General features: G+C 66.4%; 13 protein-coding genes and 1 riboswitch. Of the genes, 7 read left to right on the plus strand and 6 right to left on the minus strand.

Translation table 11 applies throughout. From position 1 onward, the window contains the following. From TVH25_RS17680 to TVH25_RS17695, 4 genes are all read right to left on the minus strand, one after another. Positions 1 to 886: DMT family transporter (locus TVH25_RS17680; protein ID WP_422425003.1), on the minus strand; the 886-nt coding region annotated here is incomplete at its 3' end. A gap of 261 nt (positions 887 to 1,147) precedes the next feature. Beyond that, positions 1,148 to 1,238: riboswitch (glycine riboswitch) on the minus strand. Between the two features lie 70 nt (positions 1,239 to 1,308). Next, positions 1,309 to 1,824 (minus strand): hypothetical protein, encoded by a 516-nt coding sequence (locus tag TVH25_RS17685; RefSeq protein WP_296549521.1) that lies wholly within the window; start codon positions 1,822 to 1,824, stop codon positions 1,309 to 1,311. Further along, positions 1,821 to 2,402 carry a hypothetical protein gene (locus TVH25_RS17690; protein ID WP_422425005.1) on the minus strand — a complete coding sequence of 194 codons (582 nt, stop codon included), beginning with the start codon at positions 2,400 to 2,402 and terminating at the stop codon, positions 1,821 to 1,823. The genes TVH25_RS17685 and TVH25_RS17690 overlap by 4 nt, the downstream gene beginning before the upstream one ends. A gap of 49 nt (positions 2,403 to 2,451) precedes the next feature. Then, complete coding sequence (locus TVH25_RS17695; RefSeq protein ID WP_169652129.1) at positions 2,452 to 2,865, minus strand: (R)-mandelonitrile lyase; 414 nt, start codon at positions 2,863 to 2,865, stop codon at positions 2,452 to 2,454. Positions 2,866 to 3,182: 317 nt separating this feature from the next. Here TVH25_RS17695 and TVH25_RS17700 point away from each other — a divergent pair, with 317 nt between their 5' ends. After that, positions 3,183 to 4,202 carry a zinc-dependent alcohol dehydrogenase family protein gene (locus tag TVH25_RS17700; RefSeq protein WP_422425007.1) on the plus strand — a complete coding sequence of 340 codons (1,020 nt, stop codon included), beginning with the start codon at positions 3,183 to 3,185 and terminating at the stop codon, positions 4,200 to 4,202. Between the two features lie 64 nt (positions 4,203 to 4,266). Next, a complete protein-coding gene (locus TVH25_RS17705) occupies positions 4,267 to 5,916 on the plus strand; it encodes a DHA2 family efflux MFS transporter permease subunit (protein ID WP_169621917.1) in 1,650 nt (549 codons plus the stop codon). A gap of 17 nt (positions 5,917 to 5,933) precedes the next feature. Here the strand turns inward: TVH25_RS17705 and TVH25_RS17710 are convergent, their stop codons facing one another. Further along, on the minus strand, positions 5,934 to 6,821 hold the full coding sequence (locus TVH25_RS17710; RefSeq protein ID WP_422425008.1) for a Mur ligase family protein: 888 nt from the start codon (positions 6,819 to 6,821) through the stop codon (positions 5,934 to 5,936). A gap of 393 nt (positions 6,822 to 7,214) precedes the next feature. Between TVH25_RS17710 and TVH25_RS17715 the strand changes: the two genes are divergently transcribed. The 4 genes from TVH25_RS17715 (at position 7,215) to TVH25_RS17730 (ending at position 10,086) form a co-directional block, all read left to right on the plus strand. Next, positions 7,215 to 7,928, plus strand: a complete 714-nt coding sequence (locus TVH25_RS17715) for a GAF and ANTAR domain-containing protein (RefSeq protein WP_169621918.1) — start codon at positions 7,215 to 7,217, stop codon at positions 7,926 to 7,928. Positions 7,929 to 8,039: 111 nt separating this feature from the next. Next, positions 8,040 to 8,813 (plus strand): GAF and ANTAR domain-containing protein, encoded by a 774-nt coding sequence (locus TVH25_RS17720; RefSeq protein ID WP_346765331.1) that lies wholly within the window; start codon positions 8,040 to 8,042, stop codon positions 8,811 to 8,813. Positions 8,814 to 8,890: 77 nt separating this feature from the next. Beyond that, on the plus strand, positions 8,891 to 9,616 hold the full coding sequence (locus TVH25_RS17725) for a GAF and ANTAR domain-containing protein (RefSeq protein WP_169652127.1): 726 nt from the start codon (positions 8,891 to 8,893) through the stop codon (positions 9,614 to 9,616). Positions 9,617 to 9,780: 164 nt separating this feature from the next. Continuing rightward, the gene (locus tag TVH25_RS17730) at positions 9,781 to 10,086 is read left to right on the plus strand and encodes a hypothetical protein (RefSeq protein WP_422425010.1); all 306 of its coding nucleotides are present in this window, start codon (positions 9,781 to 9,783) and stop codon (positions 10,084 to 10,086) included. A gap of 61 nt (positions 10,087 to 10,147) precedes the next feature. Here TVH25_RS17730 and TVH25_RS17735 read toward each other — a convergent pair whose 3' ends face one another. Continuing rightward, entirely contained in the window at positions 10,148 to 11,614 is a 1,467-nt protein-coding gene (locus tag TVH25_RS17735) for an aminotransferase class I/II-fold pyridoxal phosphate-dependent enzyme (protein WP_422425012.1), read from the minus strand. 252 nt (positions 11,615 to 11,866) lie between these two features. Here TVH25_RS17735 and TVH25_RS17740 point away from each other — a divergent pair, with 252 nt between their 5' ends. Then, positions 11,867 to 13,354 (plus strand): NAD(P)/FAD-dependent oxidoreductase, encoded by a 1,488-nt coding sequence (locus TVH25_RS17740; RefSeq protein WP_346765173.1) that lies wholly within the window; start codon positions 11,867 to 11,869, stop codon positions 13,352 to 13,354. The last annotated feature ends 14 nt before the right edge of the window (positions 13,355 to 13,368 follow it).

The raw sequence follows: 13,368 nt of genomic DNA on the forward strand, positions 1-13,368 counted from the left end.
GGGGGGGGGGGGGGGGGGTTGCCGCGGGCGGGGGGGGGGGAGGAGATGTGAGCGGAAGTGCCATCGCCACGATGACGAGACCGGCGCCCACGCCCGCGAGGAGCGACACGGATTCACCGAACACCGCCACACCGAGCAGCAGAGCGACCACGACTTCCAGGTAGGACAGTCCGGCGAGTTCGGCCGCACGCAGATACGAGCCGGCGACGACGAGCAGGCCCAAGGCGAACAACCCGCAGACGACGAAGAACCCGATAGCCCATACCCAGTTGCCCGGGGTCATTCCGGAAAGATCGGGTCGGGTGACCACCACGACGAGCCCGGTCGCTGCCGCCCCGAATGCGAAGGTCCAGAAACTGCGTACGTCTGCGGGCATATCCGAGCGATAGCGGTAGCAGAGCAGCGCGGCGCCGTAGAACACTCCCGACACGACACCGAGCACGGTACCCAGCACTTGCTCGTCCGAACTCGGGGCGGGCGCGCCGCCGATCAGACCCGCGGCCAGGAGCATCCCGGTGAACGCGGCGACAAGGGACACCGCATCTCGGCGAGTGATCGTCTCTCCGAGGAACATCCTCGCGAACACGGTCGCGAGAACCGGGCCGAGATAGTGCAGGACCACCGCGCGCGACAGGTCGGTGAGCACGGTCGCGGAGAGATAGGTGGCAAGGGACAGGGCGAGGAACACGCCGCCGAGCACCACCGACCACGACAGCCGGACTCGTCGCAATTTCCCGAGACGTCGCGACAGTGCCAGCATCACCAGCATCCCCAGCCCGCCGACGAGCATCCGGCCGAAGGTGAGGGCTTCGCCGAGTACGGCGCCGGGAGGGGTGGCCATGCGGCCGAACAACCCGGCGGTGCCCATCGCCGTTGCGGAGACCACGATCGCTGCGATACCCAGCCGCCTTCGGCGGGTATGTGCCGACTGATCATCGGCCGGGCGGTTATCGATGAGAAGCGGAACGACAGGCACGCGTGAGGGTGCGTCGACAGACGGAGCCACGGAACTTCCTCCGGACAGGGTGCATCGCGCACCGGCGGGTGGTCGGTTCCCCGCTCTGTCATGTGACCTGAGAGCTTTCGCGGATCCGTGGACCCACTTACACCTTCGGTGAACCCCGCGGGGTTGCTTTCCAGAGGAGCCTCGCCGGCGGCGGTCTGGGGGCCTGAGAGATTCCCGGGGAGGTTGCTCCTTCGGCGCCCGCACGTGTGCGGAACTCTCCCGCTGCAGTTCGATGGCATATTCGGTTGTCCGAGCGAGTATGCCAGCCCGATGCGGAGGCCCTGGATCCGGGTGAGCGCGGATCAGGTGATGAGCGCGGTACCGACGCCACACGCGGCACACGCCCACAGCACACTGGTGGCCGTGCCGATGATGAACTGCTCCGAGGCGTTCGGCTCGCGTAGCTCCGGGTACCGCGCGAGACCCTTGACGGCCATGATGATCGCGATGCCTTCGGGCCACCCGGCAAGGATCGACACCGCGACGGCGCCGCGCTCGAGCACGCCGATGACCCGTCCGCCCCGCAGCGGCCCGGGCGGAGGAGCGGGATCGGGTCCGGCATCCGGTTGGCGTCGGGCGATACGGAAGGCGACGAGTACGGCCGGTCCGCCGCCGGTGACGGCGGCCAGGGTGGTGAGCGCGAGTGTCACTGCCAGCGCGAGGCCGTGCACGGGCGCGGTGGCGGTGGCCGCCAGGGCTGCACCGCCGAGCGCCGTGGTCGTCACTGCCGCGCCGAGCCACGCCGGGAGCGTAGGACGGAGAGAGAGCGCGGGCGCGAGGGCGGCAACGGCAAGGCACACCAGCGAGACGACAGTCAACGATCGGCCCTTTCCAGCAGTCGGTGAGCGAGCGCGCATCCTGCGATCTCGGCTTGCCACCCGGCCGCGGCCAGGCGTTGGGACACCGCTTGCTTGCTGATGCCGAGTTCGTCGGCGATCCGGGCTTGCGTCGATCCGGTGCGAGCGAGTGCCACGGCTTCGTGTCCCTGGGGGGAGCGCCGGAGGACGAGGGTCGCGAGCAAGGTCAATGCGGCGTCGGCATCTGCTGCGGCCTCGGCGTCGTCGCCCTCCACGGCGACCTGCCCGATGGAACTCTTGGCGCGTTCGACGGCACGTCGGGCGAGTTCGAATGCCGGTCCGCGACCGGCGCGGGTCTGTTTCGGCAGGGGAGTCTCGACGGGGCCGATCCCGATTCCGATGCTCCAGCGCTCTCGCCGGAGCAGTTCCAGCACGAGGTCGACCACCACACCGGGATCGTCGGCGACGGCCTGAACTTCGTCGCCGGCTGTGCGGTCGAACGGACGGACCAATCGTGGGTCACGCAGGTCGGTGAGAAGTCCCGAGACGCGGTCGATGTCGCGGCGACTGCCTCGTTGATCGGCCGTCAAGACGAACATCGGTCAAGTGTGGAACCTTGTTTTGTCAAAGTCAAGGATTGAGGCTTGTTCAGAGTTCGCCTTCGGGCACCCGGTTGTATTCCTCGTCGGTGACAGGTTCGAGCCAGTGGACCGTATCGTGCTCGTCGTCCGTTTCGTTGATGGCGAGGTGAATCATCAGGCGGGTGGGCGCGGCGCCGTGCCAGTGCTCCTCGTCGGCTTCGAACCACACGCGATCCCCGGGCCGGATCACCTCGACCGGGCCACCCCGGCGCTGGCACAACCCGACCCCGTCCGTGACGAAGACGGTCTGGCCGAGGGGATGCAGATGCCAGTGCGTGCGGGCGCCGGGCATGAAGTGGACGAGAGCGGCCGACACTCGCGACGGCGGCGGCGCTGCCGCCACCGGGTCTATGTAGACATCACCGCTGAACCAGTCCTCCGGGCCTATCCCGGTATCGAGCGAGCTGCGCACGATCTGCATGACGTCCTCCTTCGGCCGAGCCCTCCCACGTATGTCCCGGACGGCGAGGGCGGCCGTCATCGCCCGATGTCGTGCTGTCCATCAGATCAGGCGGCATCGTCGGGGATGCACTTTCCGAACGGCAATTGCCCGTACTGTGACCTGGAGAGCAGTGCAGCCGTGATCGGTAGCGGGAACGCCGCGGGCTGCGTGAGCAGCACCCGAACGGAGTGCACGTTCGCGTCGTTGATCGCCGAAGTTGACCTTTCGGACGCGGGCGGAACCCCGAACCCGAAACGGGTGAACCGGAATCCGTGTCGGCAGACGAAGGAGATCTCATGCGTGGAGTCATTCTCGACGGGCCCGGCGAGGTGCGGATCGCGGACCGTCCGGATCCGGAGATACTCGAGCCGACCGACGCCGTCATCCGATTGGCCGCCACCTGCATTTGTGGTTCCGATCTGTGGCCCTACCGCGGCGCAGACCCTGTCGACCACATGCCGATGGGTCACGAGTACGTCGGAACGGTCACCCGGATAGGCGATGCGGTTGCCGACGTCGCGGTCGGGGACTTCGTGGTCGGTTCGTTCTTCGCATCCGACAACACCTGTGAGATCTGCCGCGCCGGTTATCAGTCCCGGTGCGTGCACGCCGTACCGATGGGTGCCATAGGCACCCCGGCCGAGTACGCGCGCGTCCCGTTGGCCGACGGCACACTCGTCCGGACGCCCGGCCCACCCGACCCGGATCTCATCCCCTCGCTCCTGGCAGCGTCGGATGTACTCGGAACCGGGTGGTTCGCCGCGGTTGCTGCGGAGGCAGGCCCCGGTAAGACCGTCGCAGTCGTCGGTGACGGTGCAGTGGGGCTACTGGGGGTCATGGCAGCGAAACAGCTCGGCGCCGAACGGATCATCGCCATGAGCCGCCACGCCGATCGTCAAGAGCTGGCGCGCGAGTTCGGAGCCACCGACATCGTCGAGGAGCGCGGGGACGAGGGCGTCGGGAGAATCAAGGACCTCACTTCCGGACTGGGAGCGCACTCGGTGATCGAGGCCGTCGGCACCCAGGAGTCGATGATGCAGGCGATCCGCTCGACACGGCCGGGTGGGCACGTCGGGTATGTCGGTGTGTCCCATGACGTATCGCTGCCCGGCGGAGAACTGTTCTTCGCCGAGGTGCATCTGCACGGCGGGCCCGCCCCGGTACGGCGCTTCCTGCCGGAGTTGATCGACCTGATCTGGAACCGCGCCATCGACCCAGGAGCCGTATTCGATCTGACTCTGCCTCTCGACGAGGCAGCCGAGGGCTACCGCGCAATGGATGAACGTCGAGCGATCAAGGTGATGCTCACTCCCTGAGTTCCGTCGATGGTGCGGTGCTGTCCAGGGCGACGAACTCCGCAGCCGGGAAAGGAAGCCTCCGATGACGATGGAAACCCCTGATCCTGAAGTCGACGTGGGCCGCCGGAAGTGGATCGGACTCGGCGTCCTGGCCCTGGGACTGTCGTTGATCGTCGTCGACGGCACGATTGTCAACGTCTCCCTCCCGGTCATCATCGACGACCTGAACCTGGATCTGACCGACGCGCAGTGGATCAACAGCATCTATTCGGTCGTGTTCGCGGCATTGTTGCTCACGACGGGAAGGCTCGGCGACCGAGCCGGTCGCCGAATGCTGTTCATCATCGGGGTGCTCGTGTTCATCTGCGGAAGCCTGGCCGCAGCGGCGTCGGACAGTTCCACCACGTTGATCTCTGCCCGCGTCGTTCAGGGCATCGGAGGTGCCCTCGTTCTTCCCTGCACACTTTCGACGGTCAACGCCACCTTCCGCGGCAGGGACCGAGCAGTCGCGTTCGGCGTGTGGGGTGCGGTGATCTCGGGGATGGCAGCCGTCGGTCCGTTGCTGGGAGGTTGGCTGACGACCTCGTTCACCTGGCCGTGGATCTTCCTCGTGAATGTGCCGATCGGCATCCTCGTCATCATCGGAGCGGTGCTGTTCGTGCCCGAGACACGGTCGAAGACCACGGTTCCCGGACTCGATGTCCTGGGGCCGATTCTGAGTGCGATCGGGTTCGGCGCGCTGGTGTTCGCCCTCATCGAGGGGCAGAAGATCGGCTGGTGGAAACCGATCGCCGATCTGAGGGTCTTCGGGGTGACGTGGCCGGAGACCGCGCCGATCTCGGCGACCCCGGTTGTCGCTGTGGTGGGAGTTGTCACCCTCGGGGCGTTCGTGATGTGGGAGCGACACCGTGCCGGCCTCCGGCGGTCCGCAATCCTCGACCTGACCCTGTTCCGGATCCGCACCTTCAGCTGGGGAAACACCACCGCGATGACGGTGGCGATCGGAGAATTCGGGCTCCTGCTGGTGCTACCGCTGTTCCTCGTGAACGCCTACGGACTCAGTACCCTCGGCGCCGGCTATGTGCTGGCAGTAATGGCGCTGGGCGCGTTCGCTTCCGGGGCTTCGGCGCGCTTCGTCACCGGGAAACTCGGAGCTCCCCGTACCGTCATGCTGGGTCTGACGCTGGAAGTGATCGGGGTGCTCGCCTTCGCGCTGTACCTCCGCCCGTCGGCGAGCTCCGTCCTGCTCGCGCTGCTGCTCGCGATCTACGGCATGGGCTTGGGCCTCGCGTCCGCCCAGCTCACCGGAACCGTGCTGGTCGATATCCCGACAGCGGAGTCGGGGGAGGGGTCTGCCATTCAGAGCACCTCCCGGCAGCTCGGCGCAGCCCTGGGCACGGCCATCCTCGGGACCGTGCTCTCGCTCGGCTTGGCGCACAGCCTCACCGACCGCCTCGAATCGAGTCCTCTACCGGCGCAGGTGCAGTCCGGCTTGGTCGACAGCACCCGGGACTCGGCAGGCAGCACCATTCCGATCATCCGCGATCAGGGCGACGACGGCCGTCTCGGTCCGGCCGGTCCCGAGACCGCCGAGGCCCTGTCGGAAGGTTTCGCGGACGCCACCAGGTGGTCGTTGTTCTTCGCGGCGGGATTCCTCGTCATCGGACTGGCGAGCGCCACCCAGTTACAACCGCGCAGGCAGGCTGGAGTGCCGGTACCGGACGCCGGATAGCAGTCGGCGCTTGCTCGTCACCGGATCAGGTGACGACGACGTCTGCGTACGCGGCGGCAGTGTGCCCGAGCGGGAACCGTTTGCTCGGATCCCGGTCGCCGGTCGCGCCGATCACGAGGATGAACAGCCCGCCGGCCGTCAGCGAGCGCAGAAACGGCAACAACTCTTTCTGGCCCGACGTGTTGTGCATGTAGTCCACGAGGGCGAGGAAATCCTGGCCGGCGTCGAGGCGGCCCGGGGACGCCGTGCAGAGTCTCGAGGCCCGCCGCCGCACCCAGTACGTCGGCACCGGTGGCGGCGAGCGACGTGAGAGCGGTCAACGCGTTACCCACCTGGTGCGGTCCGAGAAGGGAAAGGCGGACTCGGGCATACCCGTCGGGTGTGTGCAGAGAAAAGTCGGTTCCGTCGGCACCGCAACGTATTTCGTCGGCGTACAGATCCGCATGCGTGTCGTTCGTCGAGTGGGTCCACACCGGTATCCTCGCGGTCGCCGCCAATCGCCTCGCGTATTCGTCGTCGCGATTGACGACGGCGGCCTTTGCGCGGTCCGGGGTGAACACGGCGGCTTTGGCGGCGAAGTAGCGGTCCATCGTTCCGTGGAAGTCCAGATGATCGGGTCCGAGGTTGGTGAACGCAACGGTGCGGAACCACACGCCGTCCACGAGGCCTTGGACGATGGCGTGAGACGACACTTCCATCGGCACCGCGCCCACGTCCTGCTCCCGGAACTCGGCGAGGATGCGCTGGAGCACCGCCGCTTCGGGGGTCGTTCGCGTGGCTGGACGGGCGCCGCCGGGACCGCGCACGGTGACTCCACTGATCATGCCGGTGACGACGCCGAGCGTCCCGAGAGCGGCGTCGAGGAGGTACGTCGCCGCGAAAACTGTTTCCGGGCCCGGCGGCATAGAGGCAGCGGAGGGCTACCGAGCGATGGACGAACGCCGCGCGATCAGGGTGCTGCTGACCGTCTGACCTCCACCGAGGCCGGTCCCGTCGTCCGCGGTAAGGGGACCGCTCGGAATGCACACCGTCGTCTCCCACAGCGTGATCGGCACTGGGACGTTTCCTTCGGGACCGACCCGGGAACCCCTGATTCGCGATGGAAGGTCCCGCTCATGAAGGCAACGGTCGAAGGTAAGGGGCCGGCGCGGGATCGACACAGTGGTCGACGTCCGAGCCGTCGGACGACGCGAGGCGGACACATCACCTCGGTGGCAGGCGGCTGGCGGCATGTGTAGGCAACCTCCCGCACGGTCGGCGTACGGTGTGCCTTTTCCAGCCGAAGAAAGGACCTGCTCATGAATGCGTCGGCGGAACCACAGGACCTCGGTCGCCAGATGGCGAAGCTGGCACGCGAGTTCTACCGTCCCAGCAGTCTCGCGGATACGTTGCGCGGTGTCACCACCGCTGCGGTCGAACTGGTGCCGGACGCCGACTGCGCCGACGTCCTCGTGGTGACCGGCAGGAGGAAGGTCGAATCGTACGCCGCTACCTCGACTTTGCCGGAAGAACTCGATGCCGTGCAGGAGAAGCTCGGCGAGGGGCCATGCCTCGATGCTGCGTACAAGAATCTCATCGTAAGGACGGATGATCTTCGGACCGAGACACGGTGGCCGCGTTTCTCCCGCGAAGCGGTCCAGGCAGGAGTGCTCAGCACTTTGTCGTTCCAGCTCTACGTCGAGAAGGACTCGATGGGTGCGCTGAATCTGTTCTCGTTCAAGCCGAATGCTTTCGACACGGACGCGGAGGCGATCACCGAGGTGCTGGCCGCGCAGGCAGCAATGGCGTTGAGTGCCGCACGTGACCACCAGAACTTCTCGTCGGCACTGGCGAGCCGCGACATCATCGGTCAGGCCAAAGGCATGATCATGGAGCGGTTCGGCGTCGATTCCGTACGCGCTTTCGAGTTGCTGCGCAAGCTCTCCCAGGACAGCAATATTGCGCTTGCCGAAGTCGCGGCCAGAATTGTCGAGGCGGGTCCCGCCCAACTCGGCGGCGACCCCTCCGCCTGACCGAGCTCCCGGAACCACGTGGGGCTGCGCTCGCATCGGACAAGACAGGTCCGCTCCGGGTTCCGGAGCACGCGCAGCGCTACAGGTCCCTGGGCACGAATCAGGGGTAGCGTGGAGGTCACGGGCAACTTGGCCCGGGCACTTTTTCGCCTCGTCAGCGACATCGTGGTCGATGCGGAAGAGGGCGCTCTCATGGCAGAGCCGATCGACAACAAACTGGTGGATTCGCTGGCAGCACTGGCGCGATCTCTGTCGGGACAGCGCGACCTCGAGGGTGTACTGCGCACGGTCACCGACTCTGCCGTCGACTTGATTCCCGGCGTCGAGAGCGCAGACATCCTGCTCATCAGCGGGAAGAACACGTTCGAATCCCATGCCCCGACGTCGCTGTTGCCCGTCGAACTCGATCGTGCGCAGGAGCGGCTCGGGGAAGGACCGTGTGTCGATGCCGCGATGGGTGCCTTCACCACCCTCAGCGATGATCTCGTGTCGGAGACCCGATGGCCCCGGTTCACCCCGGAAGCGCTCGACGCGGGGGTGCGCAGCATTCTGTCGTTCCAGCTGTACACCTCGGCGAGCACCGCGGGGGCGTTGAATTTGTTCGCCACGTCACCGAACGTATTCGGCGGCGAATCGATTGCGGTCGGGGAGGCGTTCGCGGCGCATGCGGCCATCGCCATCGCCGCGGGACGGGACGAACTGAAGCTGCATTCCGCAGTGCTGAACCGTGACGTCATCGGCCAGGCCAAAGGCATGATGATGGAGCGATTCGGCATCCCCGCCGACCGTGCGTTCGGCATGCTCATCAAGCTTTCGCAGGACACCGGGATTCCGCTCGTCATCCTTTCCCGGTGGATCGCCGAAGAGCGCACCGAACCTTCGTAACGCGAATTCGGTAGAATTATCTGCTTGCTGCTTGCTGCTTGCTGCTCCCTGCGCTACACCGTGGGAGACTATCGAGTATGGACGGGTGGGAACGGGGCGAAGGCGCTCCGGCCGGTTTTCCGACCTCGGCGGAGATCAGCCGACGGATCGGAGTGCTGGCGCGTGAGTTCTTCGTTCCCGAGGATCTCGACAGCACGTTGTATCGGATCGCTGCGTCGGCGGCAGAACTGATCGGTGCGGCCGACGGTATCGGCATTCTCCTCTCGGTCGATCGGGAACAATTTCGATCCACCGCTGCCACCTCGCCTCTGGCCGCGCAGCTCGAGGCAATGCAGATCAAACTGGGCGAAGGCCCGTGCCTCGACGCTGCCAGGTCCGACCCCATCGTCCGGTGCGCGGACTTGCGTACCGAGACGCGATGGCCGGCGTACGCGTCGGCCGCGGTCGACGCGGGAGTCCTCAGCTGCCTCTCGGTGCGCTTGTACACCCACCGCGACGAGGTCGGGACCTTGAATCTCCATTCCCGCGTCGCGGATGCGTTCGATGCCGGGGACGAGGCCCTCGTCGATGCCCTGGCCGCACAAGCTGCCACGGCGATCACGGCTGCCCGTGTTCAGGAACAACTCACCTCGGCTCTCGCAACCAGGGATGTCATCGGCCAGGCCAAGGGCATCATCATGGAGCGCTACGGTATCGACGCGCTGCGTGCCTTCGACATGCTGCGGCGGCTGTCGCAGGACACCAACACTCCTCTTTCCGAGCTTGCGACCCGACTCGTCGACTCGGGGCCCGCCACGGCGTGACCGCGTCGCGGCGGCGTTCCCACCCGGATCGTGGGCAGCACCACCTCACACTCAGGTTTACCCGGCCACACGCCGCGGTATCTGTACTGATACCCGGGGAGGGTGTCCGGCGTTGCTACACGGCGCCGGACACAGACGGCCGCTACGAGAAGGTGAGGGTGACAATGACGTCTCCGCAGAGATATGTGGTGCTGGTGGGCACGCCGTGCGATGCTGCCGCCCGCGCTCACTGGGGCGCGGTGCAGAGTTGGGCGGACGAACACGGGTGGCTGACGACGCGAGACATTCCCGCGGCCGGAGATGTCTGGGGCGCAGTGGCCACCGAGGAGGTCCTCGACGGTATGTGTTCTCCGACGGAGGCGAAGGTGATCTACGACGTCCGCGCGGCAGGAATCCCCTGCGTCAGCGTGCATCGGGCGCCTGCGATGCTCGCGTCCCTGTTCCTGACTGCGGCCGTCCAGCCGGCCTGAGGCGACTGCCGCGCTCGACCTCGGCGGAGGGCAGGTGGGTTCCGTCTGTTCCGGACCGACGTCAGTCCTCGACGACCACACGTAGCTTTTCTAGTGTCGCGTCGGTTGCGTCGGGGAGAGTCATCCCCGCGCCCGGTCCGCTGCGCAGGTAGTCGAGAACCGCCCGATCGAGCCGCTCGCCGGGCACCACCGCGGGGATGCCCGGGGGATACGGGGTGATCTGCTCGGCTGCGATACGGTCGGCGGCCTTGTCTGCCGCGATCATTTCCGCACGGCCGAAGAATGCATCTCGCGGCGACATCACCGACTCGAGCTGGATCTCGTCGGGTCCCGGCAGATACATTTTCGGCGGGGTCTCGAACGATTCGGCTTCCTGCACCAGCAACTCGAGGGAGCGGACGAGACGGTCCGTCGTGTCGTCGTCGTCGGCAATCGAGATCGTTGCGAGGATCCGCCGGTGATCGGTCAATCCCATGTCTATCCGGCAATGTTCGCGGAGCCAGTCGGCGCATTGATAGCCCGAGGCGCCGAGCGCGTCGACGTCGACGAGAATCTGGAGCCGGTCCAGGTCGTGTGAGGCCTGGTCACCGAGCAGGCGGCCTTCGAGGACATCGAGTCCGTCGAGTGCGGCGATCCGGTCCCGCGTGCGACGGGCGAGGTCGAGTGCGCTCCCGAGTAGTTCGGTGCCGTGCTCGACCATCTGCCGTCGCCAGCCGTCCATCGCGGCGTAGATCATCACATTGGGGCTCGTGGTCATGAGCAGATCCGCGCAGGCGGACAGGTGTGCGCCGTCGACCAGGTCTCCCTGCACGTGGTACACCGAACCCTGCTCGAAGCCCGAACCTGTCTTGTGGACGCTCACCACGCACACGTCCGCCCCGGCATCCATGGCCCACGTCGGCAGGTCGTCGTGGAAGGGCAGATGTGCCCCCCACGCCTCGTCGACGATCAGCGGTTTGCCTCGTTCGTGGCATACCGCGGCGATGCCCTCGATGTCCGCGCATGTGCCGTACGGGCTGGGGCTGACGATCAGGGCTCCGGCGGCATCCGGGTATTCCTCCCATGTCTGCCGCACCTGTTCGGGTGAAGGCGGATGGGAGAAGTGCATATCCTCGTCCCACTGCGGGGTGATCCACCGGGGAACGACGCCGCTGAAGATCAATCCCGCAACGACCGATTTGTGGGAATCGCGCCCGAGCAACAAGCCGCCGGGATCGTTTCCCGCCACGGCCATCATCGCGGCCTTGACCGAGAGCGAACTGCCGCAGGTCGAGAAGAAGGCCTGTTCGGCGCCGACTGCTTCGGCCATGAGTTGCTCGGCCCGGGACAGGTACCCGTTGCTGGAGGTTCGGTCGTCGAGACCGCCGGAAGCGAGTACGTCGGCCCGGAACGGATCGATGCCGAGCACCTCTACGACGCGTGAATCGACCCCGCGGCCCTCGCGGTGCGCCGGCGGGGAGAATCCGTAGCGACCAAGTTCGTGGTATTGCGCCAACCCCGTCAGCAGCGGTGTCTCCGACTGGTCCATGACGTCGAGATACCCGGTTATCCCTCCGGCAATCGGCTGACGCTGTTCGGATCCGGAGGGCCCGCAGAACATATGCCGAGCGAGTGGTCGGCGCGGTGGTCGGAGACTGCAGTGCCTGGTAACTTCTTGGTATGACGGCGAGTTACACACAATTCGTCGATGGATCGGTTTCCGGCACCGCTCGCACCTACGGGTGCACGTGGACGGCGACTCGGTCCTGTCATCGGGGGAACTGCATATGGAGGCTCGGCAGTGAAGCATTACGAGGTGGTGATCGTGGGCGCCGGAATCTCCGGTATCGGCGCGGCGGTCCGGTTGAGCCAACAGGGGATCGACGACTTCGTTCTTCTCGAAAAGGGAGACGCTGTCGCGGGTACGTGGCGCGACAACACCTATCCGGGATGTGCCTGCGACGTCCCCTCTGCTCTGTACTCGTACTCGTTTGCACCCAACCGGGACTGGTCCCGTCTCTTTGCCGGGCAGGCGGAGATCCGGCACTACATCGAGCGAGTGGCCGGGGAACACCGCATCTTTCCCCGCGTGCGTTTCGGTACCGAGATGCGTCGCGCCCAGTGGGACGAACAGACCCACCGATGGATCATCGAGACCTCCGCCGGCGTGATCACGGCCGGCGCGCTCATCGCGGCAGCAGGTCCCTGGAACGAACCCCTCGTCCCCGACGTCCCCGGACTCGACACGTTCCCGGGCGAAGTGTTCCATTCCTCGCGGTGGAACCACCGGTACGACATGACCGGAAAGCGCGTGGCGGTGGTCGGCACGGGTGCGTCCGCGGTGCAGTTCATCCCCGAGATCCAGCCGAAGGTCGAAGCCCTGCACGTGTATCAGCGCACGGCCCAGTGGGTGCTGCCCAAGCCGGACTACGCCCTGCGCGCCTTCGAGCGCACCGTACTCCGGCGTGTGCCGGGCGCGCACGACGCTCTCCGGCGCGTCGAGTACGGCATCATGGAGGCGCTCGGACTCGGCTTCCGAAACCCGTGGATCATGAAGGTGATTCAGCAACTCGGCAAGATATGGCTCCGACTTCAGGTGAGCGAACCCCGACTCCGCGAGACGCTGACGCCTCGGTACACGCTGGGTTGTAAACGACTTCTGTTCTCCAACAAGTACTACCGGTCCCTGGCCCGACCCGGCGTCGAGGTTCATCCGACGGCCGTCGCGTCCGTGCGCGGGAACGTCGTGGTCGCGGCGGACGGAAGCGAAACCGCCGTGGACGCGATCATCTTCGGCACCGGCTTCCACATTCTCGACATGCCGGTCGCGAGCCGAATCTTCGACGCGCAGGGCCGTAGCCTCGACGACCACTGGAAGGGCAGTCCGCAAGCATATCTCGGAACCACGGTCGCAGGGTTCCCGAACGCATTCGTTCTGCTCGGCCCGTCGCTCGGCACCGGCCACACCTCGGCATTCACGATTCTCGAAGCGCAACTCGGTTACGTCCTCCAGGTGCTGACCCGTGCGCGGCAGGAGGGATGGACCCGCGTCGAGCCCCGCCGCGCCGCGCAGGACTCCTTCAACACGCGCGTACAGAAGGCACTCGCCGGCACGGTGTACAACGCCGGAGGCTGCCAGAGTTACTTCTTCGACGCCAACGGCCGTAACAGTTTCAACTGGCCGTGGTCGACCCGGCGGATGCTGAAGGAGCTTGCGGCATTCGACGACACCGCGTTCGACGTGGCGTCGGCTTCTCGTGCGGACGTAGTCACGGCGCCGCCGTCCTGACCAGGGGTCAGGAC

The sequence above is a fragment of the Rhodococcus sp. 7Tela_A2 genome, from assembly GCF_049311045.1.
Taxonomy (GTDB): Bacteria; Actinomycetota; Actinomycetes; order Mycobacteriales; family Mycobacteriaceae; genus Rhodococcus.